At 63.0% G+C, this 20,085-nt stretch carries 23 protein-coding genes; 9 read left to right on the forward strand and 14 right to left on the reverse strand.

The features are described 5' to 3' along the window. The first annotated feature begins 57 nt into the window (after positions 1–57). Positions 58–1,914 carry an MFS transporter gene (locus tag GC121_RS10310; RefSeq protein WP_151974196.1) on the forward strand — a complete coding sequence of 619 codons (1,857 nt, stop codon included), beginning with the start codon at positions 58–60 and terminating at the stop codon, positions 1,912–1,914. A gap of 143 nt (positions 1,915–2,057) precedes the next feature. Here GC121_RS10310 and GC121_RS10315 read toward each other — a convergent pair whose 3' ends face one another. The 6 genes from GC121_RS10315 to GC121_RS10340 form a co-directional block, all read right to left on the reverse strand. Next, a complete protein-coding gene (locus tag GC121_RS10315) occupies positions 2,058–3,389 on the reverse strand; it encodes a folylpolyglutamate synthase/dihydrofolate synthase family protein (protein WP_151974197.1) in 1,332 nt (443 codons plus the stop codon). A 109-nt stretch (positions 3,390–3,498) separates the two neighbouring features. Next, a complete protein-coding gene (gene accD, locus GC121_RS10325) occupies positions 3,499–4,347 on the reverse strand; it encodes an acetyl-CoA carboxylase, carboxyltransferase subunit beta (protein WP_151974198.1) in 849 nt (282 codons plus the stop codon). Between the two features lie 112 nt (positions 4,348–4,459). Further along, positions 4,460–5,239, reverse strand: a complete 780-nt coding sequence (gene trpA / locus GC121_RS10330; RefSeq protein ID WP_151974199.1) for a tryptophan synthase subunit alpha — start codon at positions 5,237–5,239, stop codon at positions 4,460–4,462. Between the two features lie 384 nt (positions 5,240–5,623). Beyond that, the gene (locus tag GC121_RS15325) at positions 5,624–5,773 is read right to left on the reverse strand and encodes a hypothetical protein (protein ID WP_199857827.1); all 150 of its coding nucleotides are present in this window, start codon (positions 5,771–5,773) and stop codon (positions 5,624–5,626) included. Positions 5,774–5,945: 172 nt separating this feature from the next. Beyond that, positions 5,946–7,163, reverse strand: a complete 1,218-nt coding sequence (gene trpB / locus GC121_RS10335; RefSeq protein ID WP_151974200.1) for a tryptophan synthase subunit beta — start codon at positions 7,161–7,163, stop codon at positions 5,946–5,948. Next, on the reverse strand, positions 7,160–7,807 hold the full coding sequence (locus GC121_RS10340; RefSeq protein WP_151974201.1) for a phosphoribosylanthranilate isomerase: 648 nt from the start codon (positions 7,805–7,807) through the stop codon (positions 7,160–7,162). Before GC121_RS10340 ends, trpB begins: the two co-directional genes overlap by 4 nt. Before the next feature lie 79 nt (positions 7,808–7,886). Here GC121_RS10340 and GC121_RS10345 point away from each other — a divergent pair, with 79 nt between their 5' ends. Next, positions 7,887–8,330 carry a hypothetical protein gene (locus tag GC121_RS10345; protein WP_151974202.1) on the forward strand — a complete coding sequence of 148 codons (444 nt, stop codon included), beginning with the start codon at positions 7,887–7,889 and terminating at the stop codon, positions 8,328–8,330. Here the strand turns inward: GC121_RS10345 and GC121_RS10350 are convergent. The 4 genes from GC121_RS10350 to purB all read right to left on the reverse strand — a co-directional run bounded on the left by GC121_RS10350 (position 8,327) and on the right by purB (position 11,228). Then, positions 8,327–8,689, reverse strand: coding sequence for a bleomycin resistance protein (locus GC121_RS10350; RefSeq protein ID WP_151974203.1), 363 nt, complete (start codon positions 8,687–8,689; stop codon positions 8,327–8,329). The genes GC121_RS10345 and GC121_RS10350 overlap by 4 nt on opposite strands. A 3-nt stretch (positions 8,690–8,692) precedes the next feature. Next, complete coding sequence (gene pyrF / locus GC121_RS10355; RefSeq protein WP_151974204.1) at positions 8,693–9,367, reverse strand: orotidine-5'-phosphate decarboxylase; 675 nt, start codon at positions 9,365–9,367, stop codon at positions 8,693–8,695. Next, positions 9,364–9,762, reverse strand: coding sequence for a LapA family protein (locus GC121_RS10360; protein WP_151974205.1), 399 nt, complete (start codon positions 9,760–9,762; stop codon positions 9,364–9,366). Before GC121_RS10360 ends, pyrF begins: the two co-directional genes overlap by 4 nt. Before the next feature lie 152 nt (positions 9,763–9,914). After that, positions 9,915–11,228 carry an adenylosuccinate lyase gene (gene purB, locus GC121_RS10365; protein WP_151974206.1) on the reverse strand — a complete coding sequence of 438 codons (1,314 nt, stop codon included), beginning with the start codon at positions 11,226–11,228 and terminating at the stop codon, positions 9,915–9,917. A gap of 179 nt (positions 11,229–11,407) precedes the next feature. On the opposite strand from purB, the gene GC121_RS10370 reads away from it, so the two are divergent. Then, entirely contained in the window at positions 11,408–14,191 is a 2,784-nt protein-coding gene (locus tag GC121_RS10370) for a DUF3857 domain-containing protein (RefSeq protein ID WP_199857828.1), read from the forward strand. Between the two features lie 7 nt (positions 14,192–14,198). On the opposite strand, the gene radC is transcribed toward GC121_RS10370, so the two are convergent. Then, entirely contained in the window at positions 14,199–14,918 is a 720-nt protein-coding gene (gene radC, locus GC121_RS10375; protein ID WP_370513768.1) for a DNA repair protein RadC, read from the reverse strand. Positions 14,919–15,171: 253 nt separating this feature from the next. Between radC and GC121_RS10380 the strand changes: the two genes are divergently transcribed. From GC121_RS10380 to GC121_RS10405, 6 genes are all read left to right on the forward strand, one after another. Next, positions 15,172–15,504, forward strand: a complete 333-nt coding sequence (locus GC121_RS10380) for an AtpZ/AtpI family protein (protein ID WP_151974209.1) — start codon at positions 15,172–15,174, stop codon at positions 15,502–15,504. 57 nt (positions 15,505–15,561) lie between these two features. Further along, a complete protein-coding gene (locus GC121_RS10385; protein ID WP_151975701.1) occupies positions 15,562–16,317 on the forward strand; it encodes a F0F1 ATP synthase subunit A in 756 nt (251 codons plus the stop codon). A gap of 49 nt (positions 16,318–16,366) precedes the next feature. After that, entirely contained in the window at positions 16,367–16,597 is a 231-nt protein-coding gene (locus tag GC121_RS10390) for a F0F1 ATP synthase subunit C (protein ID WP_151974210.1), read from the forward strand. A gap of 78 nt (positions 16,598–16,675) precedes the next feature. Beyond that, entirely contained in the window at positions 16,676–17,170 is a 495-nt protein-coding gene (locus GC121_RS10395) for an ATPase (RefSeq protein WP_151974211.1), read from the forward strand. Continuing rightward, positions 17,163–17,705 carry a hypothetical protein gene (locus GC121_RS10400; RefSeq protein WP_151974212.1) on the forward strand — a complete coding sequence of 181 codons (543 nt, stop codon included), beginning with the start codon at positions 17,163–17,165 and terminating at the stop codon, positions 17,703–17,705. Before GC121_RS10395 ends, GC121_RS10400 begins: the two co-directional genes overlap by 8 nt. A 119-nt stretch (positions 17,706–17,824) precedes the next feature. Further along, positions 17,825–18,385, forward strand: a complete 561-nt coding sequence (locus GC121_RS10405; RefSeq protein WP_151974213.1) for a PepSY domain-containing protein — start codon at positions 17,825–17,827, stop codon at positions 18,383–18,385. On the opposite strand, the gene GC121_RS10410 is transcribed toward GC121_RS10405, so the two are convergent. From GC121_RS10410 to GC121_RS10420, 3 genes are read right to left on the reverse strand one after another with little or no spacing between them, the layout of a single operon-like run. Then, the gene (locus tag GC121_RS10410) at positions 18,382–18,966 is read right to left on the reverse strand and encodes a GrpB family protein (RefSeq protein WP_199857930.1); all 585 of its coding nucleotides are present in this window, start codon (positions 18,964–18,966) and stop codon (positions 18,382–18,384) included. The genes GC121_RS10405 and GC121_RS10410 overlap by 4 nt on opposite strands. Further along, complete coding sequence (gene gloB / locus GC121_RS10415) at positions 18,903–19,670, reverse strand: hydroxyacylglutathione hydrolase (protein ID WP_151974215.1); 768 nt, start codon at positions 19,668–19,670, stop codon at positions 18,903–18,905. The genes GC121_RS10410 and gloB overlap by 64 nt, the downstream gene beginning before the upstream one ends. After that, positions 19,667–20,080: a GFA family protein gene (locus GC121_RS10420; protein ID WP_151974216.1), complete on the reverse strand. Its 414-nt coding sequence runs from the start codon at positions 20,078–20,080 to the stop codon at positions 19,667–19,669. The genes gloB and GC121_RS10420 overlap by 4 nt, the downstream gene beginning before the upstream one ends. Positions 20,081–20,085: the final 5 nt, after the last annotated feature.

Here is a 20,085-nt window from a genome sequence, read left to right on the forward strand (position 1 = left end):
CATTGCGATGGTTTAGCAGTATTGCGAACAAGGACATGATTTCGGGGAGTGTCAAAAATGGCTGAGGCCGCCGTGGAGACAAAGAAAAAGCCGGGCTGGGGAACGCTGTTCCGTTCCTTACGCAATCCCAAGAGTGGCTTCATGGTGCTGTTCGGTTTTGCCCAAGGCCTGCCCCCCGCGCTGTTTCTCGGCACGCTCTATGCGTGGCTGAGCGAGGCAGAGGTCGATCTGGAAACGATGGGCGTGTTCAGCCTTGTCGGCCTTGCCTATGCCTTCCAGTTCCTCTGGTCGCCGCTGCTCGACAAGGTCGATATTCCGGGGCTGAGTAAATTGGGCAAGCGCAAGCAGTGGATTGCGCCGATGCAGCTGATTATCGGCATTGCGCTGGTTGTGATGAGCACGCTCGACCCCAAGAATGCGCTCGCATGGTTCAGCCTTCTGGCCGCCATCGGGGCCTTTGCGAGCGCGACGCAGGATATCGGCATCAATGCCTGGCGCATCGATGTCGCGGACGAGGATGCAACGCTCGACATCCTCTCTACGCTGACGCAAATGGGCTTTCGCCTTGCTTCGCTGGTAGGCGGAGCATTCGGCCTTATTTGGGCAGACCGCTACGGCTGGCCTTTCGTTTACGTCCTGTTCGGCGGCTTTATGCTGGTGATCGGCCTTGCCGCGCTGTTTGCGCCCGACGCCCGCGTGTCGGACGACCGCGCGGCCAATGCCGCCGCCAATCGGGACGAAGTGGCAGAACTCTACAATCCCGGGGAAGTGACCGGGGAAGTGCGCAACCGCGCGCTGCTTGCAGTGGGTGTGCTTTGGGCGTGGGCGATCCTGATCGTAATCATCTTCATGACCCGCTCCATGACCGGCACCGCTCCCATCACCCCTACATGGAGTTTCAGCCTTTTCGGGACGGAGCGCAGTTTCAACATCAGTTGGCTATTGGGAATGTTGCCTTCGGGCGAGAGCGGTCGGCCAGACCCAACCGAATTTACCGCGATCTTCGGCCCGCTTATCGTGCTGGCGACAATCGTGCTGCCCGCCTTCATCGCCGCATGGGTGGCAAAGGAGCAGCGTGACGGGGTGAATGTCATCGCAGCTTCTTCCGGTGCGGTTTCGGACTATGATGTGAAGTGGACAGATCATCTTTACCGCGCGCTGGTGCTGCCGCTGGTCGAGTTTGTCAGCCGCATGGGCTGGTCGCTGATGCTGATCCTCGCGCTGGTACTGACCTATCGCATCACCGATTCGGTGTGGGGCGTGTTCGCCTATCCATTCTATCTCGGCGAGCTGGGATACACCGGAGAGGACGTCGCGTTTGCCTCGAAGATCCTCGGCATCATCGCCATCCTGCTCGGCCTCGCGCTGGGCGGCTGGCTGATTACCGTGTTCGGGCGGATGTTCATGCTGACCTTCGGGGCGATCATTGCGGCGGCAACAAACCTGCTCTATGCCAACCTCGCCGTGGGCGGCGCAGCGATGCAAGCGGCGAGCGATGCGATCGGCTTCACCTGGCTGGTCGATAATTTCGCCGCATGGGTGGCCCCGCTATTCTTCGTGGCCGCTCCGCCATCCGAAGGGCTGGCGAAGCTCGCCTTCACGATCTTCTGGGAGAACCTCGCCATCGGCATTGCGGGGGCTGCCTATATCGCGTGGCTCAGTTCCATCGTGGCGAAGAAATACGCCGCCGTGCAATTCGCGCTGCTCGCCTCGCTTACGCTGCTGATCGGTACGCTGGGGCGCGGCGCGCTGGGCCAGATGATCGAGGATCGCGGCTATTACTACGTCTTTATCTTCACCGCGCTGATCGGCCTTGTGGCGGTAGTGTTGTGCGCGATGGAATGGATAAGGGTCATCCGCACCGGCAGAGATAGCGGCGTGGTGCAGCCGGACGCCCATATGGTGGCGGGGTAGGGTTGGGCTCTCCTAACTAAACCCCGCTTGTCCTGAGCCTGTCGAAGGACTGTTTTTCTTTCTGACTAGCGCCTAGGGCCGAAGAAAGTGCAGCCGTTGGCCTAGGGCCAGCTTCGCTTCCGACAGGCTCAGGGCAGTCGGATTTATTGAGGCCACTCGCGGTTCAACCGCAGCACTTCGCCTGCAAGGTAGAGCGAACCGGCGATCAGCAGCGTGCCGCTCCGGCCCGCCTGCGCTTCGACGGCGGCGGTTAGCTCCAGCGCAGCCTCTGCCGTGAGCCTCACCTCGCGCGCCATCGCGGCCATTTCCTCGGGCTCCACGCCGTCATGCCCGCTGACCGGCACGGCGGTGAGCGAGCGGACATGCGGCGCGATCACGCGCAGAAAGGCGCGCGCGTCCTTCGTTTTGATCATGCCGATGATCGCATCCACCGGCGCGCCCAGCGTCGCCAGATGCCGTGCGAGCGCGCCCGCCGCATCCTCGTTGTGTCCGCCATCGAGCAGCACGGGCCGCTCGCCAGCAAGCTCGGTCAGCGGGCCTGGCCGGAGGGTTTGCAGCCGCGCGGGCCAAGTTGCAGCGCGAATGCCCGCCGCCAGTGCCTCGTCCGACACCGGCACCGCATCCTGGTGCCGGAGCATCGCCACGGCGAGCGCGGCGTTATCCGCCTGATGCGCGCCGGGCAGGGTGGGGAGGGGCAGGGCGAGTTCGCCGCGTGTGTCGCGATAGGTGATGCCGTCTGGCGACGTCTCGGCAAACCAGTCGCGCCCGCGCATTGCGAGAACGGCACCCGCAGCGGCGGCGCTTTCGGCGATGCGCTGCTCGACTTCGGGCGGATAGCTCTGCGTCACCAGCGGCGAGCCATTGCGCGCAATCCCCGCCTTCTCGAAAGTGATCCGCACCAAGGGCGGGTGCGGGGGCGGCGCGGTTGGGTCTTCCTGCAGCAGCCAATCGGCATGATCGACCCCCAGCGCCGCAATCCCGCAGGCGGCGGGGCTTTCCAGCACATTGGTCGCATCGAAGCGTCCGCCCAGGCCGACTTCGATCACGCAGGCATCGGCAGGCTCGCGGTGAAAGGCGAGGAACATCGCTGCGGTGGTGATTTCGAAGAAGCTGGCGGGAAGATCACCCGCCACGTCAAACACTTCCTCCAGCAGGCTGGCGAGCATCGCGTCGGACACCAACTCGCCGCCGATACGGATACGCTCATTATAGCGCACCAGATGCGGCTTGGTGTGGACGTGGACGCGCTTGCCGTCCGCCTCAAGCATTGCGCGCAGGAAGGCGCAGGTCGAGCCTTTGCCGTTTGTCCCCGCGACGTGGAACACCGGCGGCAAGGCGCGCTGCGGATTGCCGAGGCGTTCCAGCAGCGTTTCAATGGTTTCGAGGCCGATTTTGTCGGTAGGCAGCGGAAGTTCGCCGAGCCTGTCCAACTGTCGCTGGACGGCGGGATCATCGGAGATGGCGAAGTCTTTCACATTCCCCTCCCGCTTGCGGGAGGGGTTAGGGGAGGGCGTGTCAGCGGGGTGGCAATTGTGACAGGCCCTCCCCCGGCCCCTCCCGCAAGCGGGAGGGGAGCAACTCGCCTCACGCCGCCTTCGCCGGGCTGAGATAGCCCAGAATGCTCGCGAGAGTCGCTTTCAACTCCCCGCGCGGCACAACCATGTCGACCATCCCGTGCTTGTGCAGATATTCGGCGCGCTGGAAGCCTTCGGGCAGTTTCTCGCGGATGGTTTCCTGGATCACCCGCTGGCCTGCAAAGCCGATCAGTGCGCCCGGCTCGGCAATATGCACGTCGCCCAGCATCGCGTAGCTGGCGGTTACGCCGCCTGTGGTCGGATCGGCCAACACGACGATATAGGGCAGGCCCGCCTCTTTCAGCCGCCGCGTCATCACCGTCGCGCGGGGCATTTGCATCAGGCTAAGGATGCCCTCCTGCATCCGCGCGCCGCCCGCAGCGGTGACGCAGACAAAGCCGCAGCGCGCGTCCAGCGCCTTTTGCGCAGCGGCGATAAAGGCATCGCCCACTGCCATGCCCATGCTGCCGCCCATAAAGGTGAAGTCCTGCACGCCGACCACCGCAGGAACACCGTCGATCGCGCCATAAGCAGCGGTGAAGGCGTCGGGGCGCGGATTGCTGGCGCGCGCGGCCTTGATGCGATCCTTATACCGCTTGGTATCGCGGAAATTCAGCGGATCGTCGGCCACTTGCGGCGCGGGGAGGACGGAGTAGCCTGCGTCCAGCAACTGCTCCAGCCGCGCATCGGCTCCGATGCGGCCGTGATGCTCGCATTTGGGGCAAACATAGAGGTTCGCCTCATATTCCTTCTGGAACACCATCTCCTGACAGCGCGGGCATTTGACCCACAGATTGTCGGGGGTTTCGCGCTTGCTCATAAACGGCAGGCGCTCGCGGACTCGGGTTAGCCAACTCATGTCGGGTTCCTTAGCTTCAATTTGCTGTCATTGCGAGCCGGAGGCGAAGCAATCCAGTTCTGAAGGCTGGACTGGATTGCCACGTCGCCTGCGGCTCCTCGCAATGACGGGTTTAGCGGGCGGTGTGGATAGCCTCGGCCAATTGCGCAGCCAGTTCGCGCAAGTGCTCGGGCGCGTCTGTGCCGTGCTTGGCGACCAGATCGACAAAGGCGCTGCCGACGACGACCCCATCGGCAACACGCGCGATTTCCGCCGCCTGTTCGGGCGTGCGCACGCCAAAACCGACCGCGACGGGCAGATCGGAGTGCTGCTTGATGCGCGCCACATTCGCCTCGATCGATACGATGGCGGCGGCCTGCTTGCCGGTGATGCCCGCCACGCTGACGTAGTACAGAAACCCGCTCGACCCGTCGAGTACACGCGGCAGGCGCGCTTCGTCCGTGGTCGGGGTGGCGAGGCGAATCGGGGCGATGCCGCGCGCGCGCAAAGCCGGGCCAAGGTCTTCGTCCTCCTCCGGCGCAAGATCGACGCAGATGATGCCATCGACGCCCGCCGCCGCGCAGGCATCGGCAAACCAGTCCGGCCCGCGCCGGATCATCGGATTGGCATAGCCCATCAGCACCAGCGGCACGTCAGGGTGACGCGCACGGAACGCCGTGGCGAGCGCGAACACATTGGCGGTTTTGGTGCCATTGCCGAGCGCACGGATATTCGCCGCCTGGATCGCGGGGCCGTCCGCCATCGGATCGGTGAAAGGCATCCCCAACTCGATAACATCCGCGCCGCCTTCGACAAGCGCATCAAGATTGGCCGCAGTGTCGCCATCGCCAGCGGTGATGAAAGCGACAAGGGCGGGGCGAGGGGCGGAGAAGGTGGTGGAGAGGCGGGTCATTTTGCGGATTCTAATATTGTCCAGATGAGTAAGGCAAATGCAGCAGTCAATGTCACCAAGCCTGTATCGCCCCATGCCGAGATTTCGAAAGGTGTGGGTCGGCAGTCGAATTGACAGGTTGGAATGCCCGGCGCCTGCGCCTCAGCTTCCTTCTCGATACTGACCTTCCACCACAAAAACTTGGAGTGGTATGTCTCGCGCGCGATAAGACCGACTCCCAGCAAGAAAACGGCCAGATGCAGCCTCCAGTCTCGTCTCAAACTACCCCTCCCCAGGTTTCAAGCTATTCGTCATTCCGGCGAAGGCCGGAATCCATCGGGGCATAGGCGCTGCCGCTGAAATGGATCCCGGCCTTCGCCGGGATGACGGTGGTAGAAAGGCGTGTCATTGCTGAGTGCGAAGGCCTTTGAAGAACAGATAGAGCGCAATAGCAACGAAGAAATAACCGGCAATATGCAGCGCATTCTGGGTGGGCGATGCATCGGCAAAGCTGTCCATCGCGGTAAAGCTCGCAAAGGCTGCGGATGTCGCCACCACGCCGCCAATCAACAGGTCGCGACGGGACTTCAAGAGTTGGTGCCCGTATTGGTCGCGGGATTATCGTCACTCCGGGCTCCGAGCCGGGCCAAGACATCCTGTTGCGCTTTGTCAGAGCAAGCCTGACTCCGGATCATGTCCGGAGTGACGTGTTGTGTGGAGTTAGGCATCAAATCTCCACTCCCAACGCCTCAGCCACCGTGAAAATATCCTTATCCCCCCGTCCGCACAAATTCATCAGGATCGTCTGATCCTTGTCCATTGTCGGCGCGACCTTTGCTACGGCGGCGATGGCGTGGGACGGCTCCAGCGCGGGGATAATCCCCTCGGTGCGGCAGAGCAGCTGGAACGCCTCCAACGCCTCCTCATCGGTGGCGGAGGTGTATTCGACGCGGCCCGTCTCTTTCAGCCACGCGTGTTCCGGCCCGATGCCCGGATAGTCGAGCCCCGCGCTGATCGAGTGGCCTTCGGTGATCTGGCCGTCCTCGTCTTGCAGCAGATAGGTCTTGTTGCCGTGGAGCACGCCGGGGAAACCGCCCGCAAGGCTGGCGGCGTGTTCGTCTCCATCCAGACCCTTGCCCGCCGCTTCCACGCCCAAAAGCCTGACTTCTGGATCGTCGAGGAAGGGATGGAACAGGCCGATAGCGTTCGATCCGCCGCCGATGCAGGCGACCGCGAGATCGGGCAGCTTGCCTGTCCGGCTCAGCATTTGCGCGCGCGCCTCGCGCCCGATTACGCTTTGGAAATCGCGGACAAGTTCGGGATAGGGATGCGGGCCAGCCGCTGTGCCGATGATGTAGAACGTGTCATGCACATTGGCGACCCAGTCGCGCAAAGCCTCGTTCATCGCATCCTTCAGCGTCCCGCGACCCGCCGTTACCGGCACGATCTGCGCGCCCAGCAGCTTCATGCGGAACACGTTGGGCGACTGCCGCCGCACATCCTCTGCGCCCATGTAGACGATGCAAGGCAGGCCGAAGCGTGCGCAGACGGTGGCAGTCGCCACGCCGTGCTGGCCCGCGCCGGTCTCGGCGATAATCCGCTTCTTGCCCATGCGCATGGCGAGCAGGATTTGCCCGATGCAATTGTTGATCTTGTGCGCGCCCGTATGGTTCAGCTCGTCGCGCTTGAACCAGATCTGCGCGCCGCCCAATTCCTCGGTCAGACGCGGCGCGAAATAGAGCGGGCTGGGGCGGCCGACATAGTGTTCGAGCAAATCGTCAAACTGCGCCTTGAACGCGGGATCGGCCTGCGCCTTACGATACTCACGCTCCAGATCGAGCACCAGCGGCATCAGCGTTTCGGCGACATAGCGCCCGCCAAACTGGCCGAAATGGCCGCGATCGTCTGGTTGGGTACGGAAGGAATTGGGTTTCTGTTCGGTCATAATGCTTCCCTAGCCGCAAGTGCCGCCTTGCAAAAAGCGGCAATTTTGGCCGTATCCTTCACGCCCTTTTCGCTTTCGAGGCCGGATGAGGCATCGACCAGTTCCGCGCCGGTAAAGCGGATCGCATCGCCGACATTCGCCGGGGTCAGTCCGCCCGCAAGGCCCCAGGGCAGCACATGGTCGTGCCCCAGCAGCAGCCGCCAGTCGAGCGCGAGGCCATTGCCCCCCGGCAGCGCGCCCGCCGCCGCGTCATACAGCAGCCGGTGCGCCGCATCCTTGTAACGCGCGGCCTTTTCCAGCGTCGCCTTGTCCTTGATGCCCAGCGCCTTCCAGATTTCGATCTTGGTCTTGGCTTTTAGAATGGCGAGCCACTCAGGCGCTTCCGCACCGTGCAATTGCAGCACGTCGGGCTGCAATTCCTGCAAGGCGAGCGCTGTCTCGGTGGGGTCGAGGCTGACGGTCAGCAGCACGACCTTGACGCTTTCGGGCACCCGCATCCGCAGCTTCGCGGCATCTTCGAGGCTGACATGGCGCGGGCTCGGCTCGTAATGCACGAGGCCAATATGCGTGGCGCCAGCATCGATGGCGGCATCGACCGTGTCGGGCGTGGTGAGCCCGCAGATCTTGATCAGCTGTTGCGGCATGGGGAGGGGGCTTAGGTGAATTGCGTTGGCGGGGAAAGTGGGCAATGTTTGCTTGGTCAAAGAATCGAGGGGACTGATTATGCGTTGGTTTTTGGGTGCAATGTGCGCGCTCGTATTGTCGGCGTGCAATCCGGTTGCCCAGATGGACAGCAGTGAACGCCTAATCGCTGAATTCCAGGCCGATATGCATGGCCCAAGTCGGGAAGGGAGCACCCGCTCCGAGTTAGATGACGCTTACGTCAGACTGAAAGGACTGGTTCGATCATCTCTTGGAGAACTGCAAAGCAGCGAGCGGACGGGCTTCAATCTCAACAGCAACAACGGCGAGACAACTACGGTTATCACAATGTCGTCAACCTATCAAAACGGAGAAGCGACAGAGACTTTCACGTTCAAAGGCACTGGCGATCAGATGGAATTGCACGGCTGGGACATCAACTCGGAGGTCTTGGCCGAAGCTATGGATAGCAATTCTGAGCTAGGCGGTTCTGCTCCTCGAGTACCTCCTCCTCCCCCAAACTAGTCGTTCTGGATGAGCCGCAACAGCGTACCGTCTGGGTCGATGAGGTAGGCGATAGTCAGGCCGCTCGCCTCCCGCTGTGGCGGGTGATAGCGGGGAATGCCGGTTTTGGCTTGCTGCACATCTGACGCGGCTAGCTGCGCCACCAGTCCGTCTAAGTCGTCGAGCCGAATGCAACATCCGAAGCTGCTGGCGTAGGGATCGAGATCGGGGAAGGGGAAGAACTCCAACTGCACGCCGCCGCGTTGGAGGATCATCCAACCCTCGCTGCGATAACTGCTCTCGAAGCCAAGCGCCGAGTAGAACTCCTCGGTTGAGCTAAAATCGCGCGAGGGCAGGTTGGGCGTGGCGTGGTCGGTCATTTTCTACAACGTCCCCTCAATCGCTCGGGCCGCTGCCAACGGATCGTCCGCACGGCTTATCGGGCGGCCTATTACCAGCACGCTTGCGCCGTCATCGCGGGCCTGACGCGGGGTGACGACGCGCTTCTGGTCGCCGGTTGCCTTGCCGCCGGGGCGCAGGCCGGGGACGACGAAGAAGCCCTTCTTCCATTGCTGGTGAACCGCTTTCACCTCGTGGCCGGAGCAGACAATTCCGTCGAGCCCGCTTGCCTCTGCCAGTTCCGCCAGACGCATCACCTGATCGTGCGCCGAGCCGCCGACACCGGTGCGGTTGAGCGCGGTGTCATCAAGACTAGTGAGGACGGTCACCGCGACGACCTTGCAGTCCTCCCCCGCCGCCGCCTTGGCATCCTCCATCATCGCGCGCCCGCCGCTGGCGTGGACGGTCACGATGGACGGCTGGAGCACATGGATCGATTGCATCGCGCCCGCCACGGTGTTGGGGATGTCGTGCAGTTTGAGGTCGAGGAAAACGGGCAGGCCGAGATGGGCGATCTCGTGGACGCCGTGATGGCCATGCGCGCAGAAAAATTCGAGGCCCAGCTTCACGCCGCCGATATGGCCTTTCACCTTCTCGCATAACGCTTTCGCCGCATCGAGTTGCGGCAGATCGAGCGCAAGATAGACCGGATTGCTCATGCCTTGGGTGCTTCGTCACTGGGGGAAAGGGAGCTGTCCGCATCGGCGATATCCGCGCCGGGGGTCGGCTCATAGGCCGGAGCGGGCGCGGGGTCGGACACGGTTTCTTCGATAATCTCCGTCTCCGGCGGCGCGACAGGCGTTGCGGCGGCGGTGCGGACGGCATTTTCCAGGCTCGTCACCTTGCGTCGCCACTGCCACTTGGCCGCGCGGTAATAGAGCCACATCGGCACGAAGCCGATCACGAAGCTGACGATGACGATGGCGGGCAGCTTGGTATCCACGACGATCCCGTCCCAGATTCGCACGGTGACTGTCGGATCCCAATTGGCGATCGAGAACAGCAGCAGCGCAACCAGCAGCAAAACCCAGATTATGGTGCGGATGATTTGCATGACTGTCGTTTCCTCCCGGCGATTTTCTCGTCCTACCGATGCTAGGCGAGGGGGAGTTAGATTGGAAGGGCTGTCGAAAGCCCTCTCAACTACGCCTAGCGAGCAAGCTCGCAAGTCTCCGTATCTCTCCCGAAATGGGAGAGAACATCACCTTATTCCCCGAACACCCGCGCGAAGATCGTGTCGACGTGCTTGAAGTGATAATCGAGGTTGAACTTGTCCGCCAATTCCTGCTCGCTCATCGCGGCGGCGACTTCCTCGTCCGCCTTGAGCAATTCGAGCAGCGAGAGTTGGCCGTCCGATTCCCACACCTTCATCGCGTTGCGCTGCACCAACCGGTAGGCGTTGTCGCGGGTGATGCCGGCTTGGGTCAGCGCCAGCAGCACGCGCTGGGAATGGACGAGGCCGCCCATTCGGTCGAGATTCTTCTGCATCCGCTCCGGATACACCAGCAGCTTGTCGACCACGCCGGTGAGGCGGGCGAGGGCGAAGTCGAGCGTGATGGTGGCGTCTGGGCCGATAAACCGTTCGACCGAGGAGTGCGAAATATCCCGCTCGTGCCACAGCGCCACGTTTTCCATCGCCGGCAGGGCGTAGCTGCGGATCATCCGCGCTTGCCCGGTCAGATTCTCGGTGAGGATCGGGTTGCGCTTGTGCGGCATGGCGGAGGAGCCCTTCTGCCCCGGCGCAAAATACTCCTCGGCCTCCAGCACTTCGGTGCGCTGCAGGTGCCGGATTTCGACCGCGAGCCGCTCGATGCTCGAAGCGATAACGGCCAGCGTGGCAAAATAGGCGGCGTGCCGGTCGCGCGGGATCACCTGCGTGCTCACTGGCTCCACCGTCAGGCCCAGCTGCTGCGCGACATATTCTTCCACCGACGGGTCGATATTGGCGAAGGTGCCCACCGCGCCGCTGATCGCGCAAGTGGCGATTTCGGCGCGGGCGGCCACCAGCCGCGTCCGGCAACGGTCAAACTCGGCATAGGCTTGCGCGAGCTTCAGGCCGAAGGTCGTCGGCTCGGCATGGATGCCGTGGCTGCGGCCAATAGTGGCGGTGTATTTGTGTTCCTGCGCGCGACGTTTGATGGCGGCGAGCAAGGCGTCCATGTCGTCCAGCAGCAGATCGGTCGCGCGCGCCAATTGCACCGCCAGCGTCGTGTCGAGCACGTCCGAACTCGTCATCCCCTGGTGCATGAACCGCGCTTCGGGGCCGACCTGCTCCGCCACCCAGTCGAGGAAGGCGATCACATCGTGTTTCAGCACCGCTTCCTTGGCGTCGATAGCGGCGACATCGATGCCGGGGTTCGTCTCCCACCAGTCCCACAGCGCCTTCGCGCCGCTCGCGGGCACCACCCCCAGCTCGGCGAGCTTCTGCGTGGCGTGCGCTTCGATCAGGAACCAGATCTCGTATTTCGTCTCCGGCTCCCAGATGGCGGTCATGGCGGGGCGGGCGTAACGGGGGACCATGGGTAACTCCGGATGGCAATGGACGTGCTGCGAGCGCGGCTAGGTGAGGGGAGATGCGATGGCAAGGCGCATATCGCGCCAATCTTCCCCACATTCCAAAAGAGACGTTGATTCAGCGGGGTTTAGACTGTTTATTGCAATGCAGCCGCGCGCCGTTCGCGCTGCGACAGGGGATTTTCATGTACAGGACACTCGCTGCCCTTCCGCTCGCCGCTATCGTCTGGAGCGCGCCCGCGCTTGCTGGCGAGGAACCGCAATATGCGCAAACCCCCGCATGGGTGCAGCAGGCCGATGTCCCGGCGCTGATCGCCGAGCGTGGCCCGGCGGAAATCCTCTATGACCGGCAATTCCGGCTCGAAGCAGGGCTGGTGGTCGAATACACCGACAGCGTCTTCCGGATCGACAATCCCGCGTCGCTGATGGACATGAATACGCAAAGCCTCACCTGGCTGCCCGACAAGGGCGATCTGACGATCCACCGCTTCGAAATCTACCGCGATGGCGAAGTGATCGATCTGGTGGCGCAGGGCGTGCGCTTCGAAGTGTTGCGCCGCGAACAGGGGCTGGAGCGCCGCCTGCTCGATGGCGAACTGACCGCGACCGTCTCCGTCCCGGGCCTCCGCGAAGGCGACGTGCTGCGGATCGCGCATAGCGTCACCCTGTCCGATCAGGCGCTGGGACACGAAGTGCAGGCGGCTGAATGGCTGCGCAGCGAGCCTTGGCAAGTGGGCACGGCGCGGGTGATGTTCAGCTGGCCTGCGGACGCGGAAATGTACTGGGATGTGGAAGACCGCGTGACGTTGCCCGAGCCCGAACTGCGCGACGGGTATCGCTGGTTGTCGCTCGATCTCCCGCTGGCAGAGGCCGATCCGGTGCCGCGCGATGCGCCCTATCGCTATCGCCGCCCGTCGGTGCTGCGCGTGGGCAGTTTTGCCAGCTGGGAAGAACTCAGCGCGCTGATGGTGCCGCATTTCGAAAGCGCGGCGCAGCTTGCCGCCCGATCGCCGGTTGCGGCGGAGGCGGCGCGGATCATGGCGCAGACCGACGATCCCCGCGAACGCGCCGCGCTCGCCACGCGGCTGGTGCAGGATGAAGTGAGCTATCTGCTCGACGGGCTCGATGGCGGGAATTATCTGCCGCAAAGCGCGGAGGAGACCTGGGCCATCCGCTACGGCGATTGCAAGGCGAAATCCGTCCTGCTGCTCGCCCTGCTGCGGGAAATGGGCATCACGTCGGAAACCGTGCTGGTGCACAGCCAAGCGGGCGATGCGATCCCCGAACTGCTGCCGCTGCCCGGCGCATTTGACCATATGATCGTGCGTGCGGAGATCGACGGGGTGGTCTATTGGCTCGACGGCACGAGCACGGCGACGCGGGTGGCCAATCTCGCCGATGTGCCGCCGTTCCATTACGACTTGCCGCTGCGCGAAGGCGGATCGGGTCTGGTGGCGATGGAGCAGCGCGATCTGGCCCAGCCGCAAATGGCGATGCGGGTGACGCTCGACCAGTCCGCCGGGGTCGATTGGCCCGCGCTGATGACCATGTCGATGACGATGACCGGCCCCGCTGCGGCGCAAATCCAGGCGATGGCCGATGCCGACGATCCGGACCAGATGCGCATGATCGCCCGCAGCATGGGCAGCAGCAGGGAAGGCGTGATCAGCGCGATTACGCTGACTTACGATGATGACAGCGCCACTGGCGGAGCCGTGTTCACCGGCATCATGCGCCCCAGCTTCGAATGGCGTGACGGGCGCCTGCGCAGCATTGTCGAGGAAAACGCGCCGCCCACCTTCAATCCCGACCGCTCCCGCGCGGCGTGGCGGGATATTCCGGTGGCGACAGTGGGGCCTTCGCGCGCGCTGATGGAATCGGTGATCGTGCTGCCGCAGAACGGCGCGGGCTTCACACTGGTCGGGCCGACCGACATTTCTGCCGACATTGCCAATATGCGCGTTGCCGGAAATACGCAGATCGATGGCGGGGTGCTGACGGGCACTGTCGAAGTCTTTGAAACGCTAGGCGAAGTGGCAGCGGCAGATGTTCCTGCCCTGAAGCGCGAAGCGCGCCGCTATGACAGCATCATGACCGATCTTGTCCCGCCGGAAGATGTCGTGTGGCGCTGGGAACTGACCGATGCCGAACGGGCCGAGCGGGCGCAGCCGGTGCTCGATCTGCTGGAAGACGCCATCGCCTTTGCCGACGAGGATGACCACACGCCGCGCCGGTATCGCCTGTGGTTCATGCAGCATATCTACGATTATGCGGGCGCGCTGCCTGATATCGACTTCCTGATCGCGGAGGAGGCGTCCGCCTCGCTCTATGCCGAGCGCGCGTTTATCCACCAGTCGCTGGGCGATATCGATGCGGCGCTGGATGATCTGCGGATGGCCTATGATCTCGATCCCTCGCACAGCTATGGCCGCACGCTGGCCGATCTGCTGGCGCTTAATGGCGATGTGGCGAGCGGTCTCGCGATTATGGACGAACTTCCCGTCGCCGAGGAGGACGAGGCTTTCCACGCCTATTACACCGGCGTCTTGTTGGCGATGTCGGGCGATGTGGCGGGTGGCGAGGCGCTGATGACCGATATGGTCGAGGGCAAACTGCAGGATAGCACCGCGCTCAATCTCGATTGCTGGTTCCGTGGCCTGTTCGAATTGCGGCTGGATAGCGCCGTGGAGCGCTGCACACAGGCTGTCGAACGGTCGGACAATGCCGCGGCGCAGCTCGACAGCCGCGCGCTGGTGCATTTCCGGCGCGGGGATTACGATCTGGCCATCGCCGATCTCGATGCGGCGCTGGTGCTCGCCCCGGAAATGGCGGCGGCGCGCTATCTGCGCGGGATTGTCCGGTTGCACGCGGGCGATGCAGGCGGCGCGGAGGATGTCCGCCACGGCCTGCTGATGTATCCGCCGCTCGCAGCCGAATACGCGCAGCACGGAATTGCGCCACCTGAATGAGCGCCTGCTAGATCACCCCCTTCGCCCGAAGGCTTACATGGCCTTCGCGCCCCACGATCACGTGGTCGTGCACGGTGATGCCGACATGGCGGCCGGCCTCGGCAATCGCCTTGGTAATTGCGATATCTGCGCGGCTCGGTTCGGGATTGCCGCTGGGGTGGTTGTGCACGAGGATCAGCGCGCTCGCGCCGCAATCGAGGCCGCGGCGGATGACTTCGCGCGGATGGATCGCAGCTTCGTCCACCGTGCCATCGCCCACGTGGTGATCGAGCAGCAGGCGGTTCTTCGCGTTGAGATAGAGCACACGCACGCGCTCAACCGTCAGATGTGCCATGTCGATCGCCAGATAATCGAGCAGCGCCTGCCAGCTGCCTAGCACCGGCTTGTCCGCTACTTCGCTGCGCGCCATGCGGCGGGCGACCAGCGCGGCGATCTTGATCTGGCCGACGCAGGCATCGGACACGCCCTTCACCTGCTTGAGCGCGCCGGGCTCTGCGTTGAGCACGGCGGACAGCGAACCGAACCGCGCAAGCAGCGCCTTGGCCTGCGGTTTCGTGTCCCCCCGCGCCAAAGCGCCGAACAGCAGATATTCGAGCACTTCGTAATCCGCCAAAGCCTCTGCCCCACCGGTGAGGAGCCGTTCGCGCAACCGCGCGCGGTGCCCTGGCGCACCCGATTGCTTGGGCGCGCTGCCTGTTTCGGGGAAAAGAGATTCGGAATTCTCCATATCCCCTTTCATACCGTCTGCCTTGGGCTTGTCTAACAGCGCCGCGCCCTTTTTCCGATTGCACAAGCACCAGAAGAAAAAGCAATCCTTCGACGAGCGCAGGATAAGCGGGTAAGGGCTCCGCCAAAGGTCTAGGTCTTGCCCATTTCCGGCCCCACACGTGTTGACTCGCCACCACCCCCCTTCTAAGGGGGCGGCGCCCTTGGCGGGCACCTCTTTGCCCGTGCCATATTTCTGTCTTACAGGAGCAGGCATGAGTGACGAGAAACCCGCACGGGAACCCATCGGTGAGGATGCGCGGATCGACGCGCTCGAAGCGCGGCTGAAAGCCGCACGCGAGCGGGAAGAGGAGCGCAACCGGACAACGGTCAAAGCGACCTCTGCCAGCGAGAAAGCGGGCAACAGGGCGCTGGCAGACCTGCTTGGTGGTGTTCTTGGTGGAGCGATTGTCGGTTACACCGTCGGGTGGTTTTTCGACATCAATCCGTGGGCGCTGTTGGTGGGGTTGTTCCTCGGAATAATCGTCGCCTTCAGGAATATTATTCGCAGTTCCAGCAGTGGCCCGGATAAGGGCGCTGACAGCTAGAAGCGCAAGGGAAGCAATCACGTGGCAGGCGAAGCCGAAGCTGGCAAAGTCGACCCCATGCACCAGTTCACTGTCGAGCCGCTGCTCGGCCAGGACTGGAACATTGGCGGGTTCAACATTGCTTACACCAATTCCGCGATGTGGATGACGATCACCGCCGTGGTGTTGTTCGTCTTCATGCTCGGCGGGATGAAGCGCGAGCTGGTGCCCGGCCGCTGGCAGATGATGGTGGAAAGTTTCACCGGTTTTATCGACGATATGCTGGAAGCGAATATCGGCAAGGAAGGGCGCAAATATGTGCCCTATATCTTCAGCCTGTTCATGTTCATTCTCTTCGCCAACCTCCTCGGCCTGCTGCCGCTGGGCATTGTCGGCGTGCACCCGTTCACTTTCACCAGCCACTTCACCGTCACCGGCGTGCTGGCGATTATGAGCTTTGCGATTGTGCTGATCGTCGGCTTCTGGAAGCACGGCCTGCACTTCTTTAGCCTATTCGTGCCGTCGGGCACGCCGCTGCCGATGGTCTTCGTGATCGCGCCGATCGAGTTCGTCTCGTTCCTGTTCCGCCCCTTCAGCCTCGCGCTGCGACTGTTCGTGGCGATGATGGCGGGGCATATCCTGCTGAAAGTGCTGTCGGGCTTCGTTATCAATGGTGCCAATGCCGGGATTGGCGTGGGCGCGATGGTAAGTATTCCTAGCTTTGCCCTGATGATTGGTATTTCCGCGCTGGAAATCTTGGTCGCAGGCATTCAGGCTTACGTGTTTGCACTGCTGACGTCGTTGTATATCAACGATGCTGAGCATCTGCACTAAATTCAATTTTTCAATCTCTTATTAGTTTTACCTCTGAAAGGATAATACAATGGAAGCAGAAGCTGCAAAGCTGATCGGTGCGGGTCTCGCTGCAATCGGTGCGGGCATGGCTGCGCTGGGCGTGGGCAATGTGTTCGGCTCGTTCCTCGAAAGCGCGCTGCGCAATCCGGGTGCCGCAGACGGCCAGCAGGGCCGCCTGTTCATCGGCTTCGCCGCAGCCGAACTGCTCGGCCTGCTGGCCTTCGTTGTGGCGATGATCATTCTCTTCGTTGAAGTCTGATACGAACTTGGCCGGTCGGGCGGTTCGCGTCCGGCCGGTTTTTGAACTTGCACTCGCGTTTACAGGCGGAATCCGTCCATGCCCCAGATAGATCAAATGTCCGAAATCTGGTCCAGCCAGCTCTTCTGGCTGTTGATCACGTTCGGCTTCGTGTTCTTTGTCATCGGCAAGGGCATGGTGCCCAAGGTGTTGGACACCGTGGGTATGCGTGACCAGCAGATCGCCGACGATCTGGCTGCGGCGCAGGCGTCGCGCGATGCTGCCGATGCGGCGGAAGAGGCATGGCGCCAGCGCGAGAATGCCAACCGTGAAGCGGCGCAGGCGCTGGTGAGCGAATCCAAGGCCAAGGCGCAAGCCTCGACCGAAGCGCGCCTCGCCGAAGTGCAGGCGGGTATCGACGCCCAATTGGCAGAGGCCGAGCAGCGCATTGCTGCCAGCCGTGCCGAAGCCGCTGCCGAAATCGAAAGCGTCGCCGCCGAAGCCGCGCAGGACATCGCTGCACGGCTTGCCGGGGTAAAGGTCACCAAGACCGCTGCCAAATCTGCCGTGAAGGAGGCGATGCGCCATGCTTGATCTGCTGACCGTTGCGGCGGAAGTCGCCGAACACGCCGGGGCGCATTCGGAGCCGACATTTGCTGGCCTGGAGCCCTATCAGTGGGTTTCGGTGGCGATGGCAGTGTTGCTGCTGTTCGTCTTCGGCTTTGCCAAGGTGCACAAGTCGATTGCCGGTGGTCTTGATAGCAAGATCAAGGCGATCCGCGACAATCTGGAAGAAGCGAAGCAGTTGCGTGCCGAGGCCGAGGCGCTGCGGCAGGAATATGCCGACAAGATCGCCGGTGCCGAGAAGGATGCTGAGGCGATGCTCGACAATGCCCGCCGCGAAGCCAAGGGCATTGTCGCCAAGGCGGAAGAAGACACCGCCGCGATGATTACCCGCCGCGAACGCATGGCGCAGGACAAGATCGCCGCTGCCGAGCGTCAAGCCGTGGCCGAGCTGCGCGCCAAGGCCGCCGATGCCTCGACCGCTGCCGCCGCCGCGCTGATTGCGGGCAACCACGATGCCGCAGCCGACAAGGCACTGGCCGACGAGATGATCGCCAGCCTCTGACAGTTTGCGACATGATGGAACACAAAAAGCGCGCCCCTTCTCCGGATCGGGCGCGCTTTTTCGTTGGCATTTGCGCCGATTGTGCTAATGCGAGCGAATTGCAATAAGGGTCCGATCGAATGAATCGCGTGCTTCTCACCAAACTCCATCTCGTCGCTGCTGCCTTCATGTTCCCGGCGGTGCTGATGTTCCTTGTGACAGGGGGGCTCTACACCTGGGGCAATAAGGGCGAGTGGATCGAGAGCACGCAAACGGTCACGCTCTCGCAGCCCTATGCCGAGCTGGACGAGGCGGGCCTGCGCGCGGCTGCCATCGACGCGCTCGAAGCGACCGGCCAACCTGCGCCGAGCGGCGAAGCAAGCGTTGACGGCGAGGGGGCAGAGCAGAGCCTGATCTGGACCGGCGCCCGCAGCGAGGCGAGCGTTGCGGCCAGTGCCGACCCGATGGTGGCCGCAGTCGCGGTGAAAGAAGCGACCGTCCACCGCTGGCTGGTGCAACTGCACAAGGCCAAGGGCAGCGTGTGGTTCAAGCTCTACGCCACCGCGCTCGCGCTGGTGCTCTTCCTGCTGGTGCTGAGCGGCGTTATGATGGGTCTGCAGGTCAAGGCCCTGCGCCGCCTGACGATTACCGCGAGCAGCGTGGGCGCGGCAGCTTTCGTGGGGTTTGTTTTGTTGGGTTAGGGACTGGCGGGGCCAGTTAGCGCTTCCTCCAACAGGCGGGCAATGCAGGCGGATTTTGCCGACTGGTAGTCCGCCTTGATGGCACCTGTATCCTGCAAGGCAGCGCATTTCGCAGCCGCATATTCCGCCCGCGCGGCGTCGTGTGTGCGCAAGTAATCCCTGAAGGCCAAATGCCGGGCAATTTCGGGCGCACCGATGGTGAAGGCGTGCAGGTGGTGGCTGCGCTGACCTTCACGGTCACTCTTCGCGAAATAGCGACGACCCGCGATCCCGTACTCACCGCGCGCGGTGTAACCCAAGGCGGCAAGGGCGGGCGTCGCCGCGTCCAGTGCCGCCAGAGTTTCCGTCTCCACCAGAATGTCGATCACCGGTTTGGCTAACAGTCCCGGAACCGCAGTGCTGCCAATGTGGTGAATGTGAACGCAAGCCAGCCCAATCGCCGCTCTGATTGCCGAAGCCTCGTTTGTAAACTCAACAGGCCAAGCGGAGGTATAGGGGACGAGGCTGACCGTTCCGCTCAGAATGCATCCTTCGCAGCCCGCAGCGCGGCGAACGTCTCGTGCGGAGCGGAGCCACCCCAGCGGGCCATCATGTCCGGATCATCGGCGCGCAGAAAGGGGTTGGTCTCCAGCTCGCGCTCCAGCCCGAACGGCACGGTCGGCGCACCCTCGGCACGCTTTGCATCGATCCATTCGGCATATTCTTTCAGCACCGCATTGTCCGGATCGGCGTGCAGCGCGAAGCGGGCATTGGCCTGTGTATATTCGTGCGCACAGAACAATAGCGTGTCTTCGGGCAGGCGTTTGAGCTTGGAGAGGCTCGTCCAGAACTGTTCCGGCGTGCCTTCGAACATCCGCCCGCAGCCCAAGGCGAACAACGCATCGCCGACAAAGGCGATTTCGTAGTCGATCAGATTATAGGCGATATGGCCATTGGTGTGCCCGCCGACATCGATCACCTGCGCGGTGTGCTGGCCCAGCTTGACCAGATTGCCTTCGCGCACCGCGCGGTCAATGCCGGGAATCTTGTCCGCCTCTGCCTGCGGGCCGATGATCGTGCAGCCGGTGGCTTCCTTGATCGCGGCGTTGCCGCCTGCATGATCGGGGTGCCAATGCGTGTTCCAGATTTGCGTGATCGTCCAGCCGCGCTTCTCGGCCTGGGCGAAACATTCGGCGGGGTCGGGCGTGTCGATACAGGCGGTCTGCTTGCTGGTCAGATCGTGCACCAGAAAGCCGTAATTGTCTTGCAGGCACGGGAACTGGTGGATCGCGATATCGGTGCTCATGTATTCCTCCCCATCGGATGACGCGGCACGTTGGCCGGAAGCGCGACCCAGTAATGCTTGCTGCGTTCGTACACCGAACGCGCTGGTTTGCCGAACAGCGGATCGGCGAACGCGCCCAGCGGGACGCCGATCATCGTTGGATGCTTGTCGGCCCGGGCCCATACCGTACTGCCACACGCGGGGCAAAAGCCGGTGGTGAAGGTGCGACCTTCATCGGTGGGCCGCGTGAATTCGGTGGCTTCGCCCGCCAGCGTCACCTTGTCCTTGGGATAATAGGCGATCGCACCGAAGGGTGAGCCGCTGCGGCGCTGGCAGTCGATACAGTGGCAGACGACTGTCGCCGCTTCCGCCCCGTCGGCGATTTCGGCGGTCAGGGCACCGCATTGGCAGCTGGCGTGGCGCTTTGGCATCGTAC

It is taken from the genome of Erythrobacter sp. EC-HK427, assembly GCF_902498745.1.
Lineage (GTDB): Bacteria > Pseudomonadota > Alphaproteobacteria > Sphingomonadales > Sphingomonadaceae > Alteraurantiacibacter.

Bases quoted from the DNA above. Each gene is read 5' to 3' on its own strand.
- GC121_RS10310 (WP_151974196.1), top strand. From the start codon at position 58: ATGGCTGAGGCCGCCGTGGAGACAAAGAAAAAGCCGGGCTGGGGAACG.
- accD (WP_151974198.1), bottom strand. From the start codon at position 4,347: ATGAGTTGGCTAACCCGAGTCCGCGAGCGCCTGCCGTTTATGAGCAAG.
- trpA (WP_151974199.1), bottom strand. From the start codon at position 5,239: ATGACCCGCCTCTCCACCACCTTCTCCGCCCCTCGCCCCGCCCTTGTC.
- trpB (WP_151974200.1), bottom strand. From the start codon at position 7,163: ATGACCGAACAGAAACCCAATTCCTTCCGTACCCAACCAGACGATCGC.
- GC121_RS10340 (WP_151974201.1), bottom strand. From the start codon at position 7,807: ATGCCGCAACAGCTGATCAAGATCTGCGGGCTCACCACGCCCGACACG.
- GC121_RS10345 (WP_151974202.1), top strand. From the start codon at position 7,887: ATGCGTTGGTTTTTGGGTGCAATGTGCGCGCTCGTATTGTCGGCGTGC.
- GC121_RS10350 (WP_151974203.1), bottom strand. From the start codon at position 8,689: ATGACCGACCACGCCACGCCCAACCTGCCCTCGCGCGATTTTAGCTCA.
- pyrF (WP_151974204.1), bottom strand. From the start codon at position 9,367: ATGAGCAATCCGGTCTATCTTGCGCTCGATCTGCCGCAACTCGATGCG.
- GC121_RS10360 (WP_151974205.1), bottom strand. From the start codon at position 9,762: ATGCAAATCATCCGCACCATAATCTGGGTTTTGCTGCTGGTTGCGCTG.
- purB (WP_151974206.1), bottom strand. From the start codon at position 11,228: ATGGTCCCCCGTTACGCCCGCCCCGCCATGACCGCCATCTGGGAGCCG.
- GC121_RS10370 (WP_199857828.1), top strand. From the start codon at position 11,408: ATGTACAGGACACTCGCTGCCCTTCCGCTCGCCGCTATCGTCTGGAGC.
- radC (WP_370513768.1), bottom strand. From the start codon at position 14,918: ATGGAGAATTCCGAATCTCTTTTCCCCGAAACAGGCAGCGCGCCCAAG.
- GC121_RS10380 (WP_151974209.1), top strand. From the start codon at position 15,172: ATGAGTGACGAGAAACCCGCACGGGAACCCATCGGTGAGGATGCGCGG.
- GC121_RS10385 (WP_151975701.1), top strand. From the start codon at position 15,562: ATGCACCAGTTCACTGTCGAGCCGCTGCTCGGCCAGGACTGGAACATT.
- GC121_RS10390 (WP_151974210.1), top strand. From the start codon at position 16,367: ATGGAAGCAGAAGCTGCAAAGCTGATCGGTGCGGGTCTCGCTGCAATC.
- GC121_RS10395 (WP_151974211.1), top strand. From the start codon at position 16,676: ATGCCCCAGATAGATCAAATGTCCGAAATCTGGTCCAGCCAGCTCTTC.
- GC121_RS10400 (WP_151974212.1), top strand. From the start codon at position 17,163: ATGCTTGATCTGCTGACCGTTGCGGCGGAAGTCGCCGAACACGCCGGG.
- GC121_RS10405 (WP_151974213.1), top strand. From the start codon at position 17,825: ATGAATCGCGTGCTTCTCACCAAACTCCATCTCGTCGCTGCTGCCTTC.
- gloB (WP_151974215.1), bottom strand. From the start codon at position 19,670: ATGAGCACCGATATCGCGATCCACCAGTTCCCGTGCCTGCAAGACAAT.
- GC121_RS10420 (WP_151974216.1), bottom strand. From the start codon at position 20,080: ATGCCAAAGCGCCACGCCAGCTGCCAATGCGGTGCCCTGACCGCCGAA.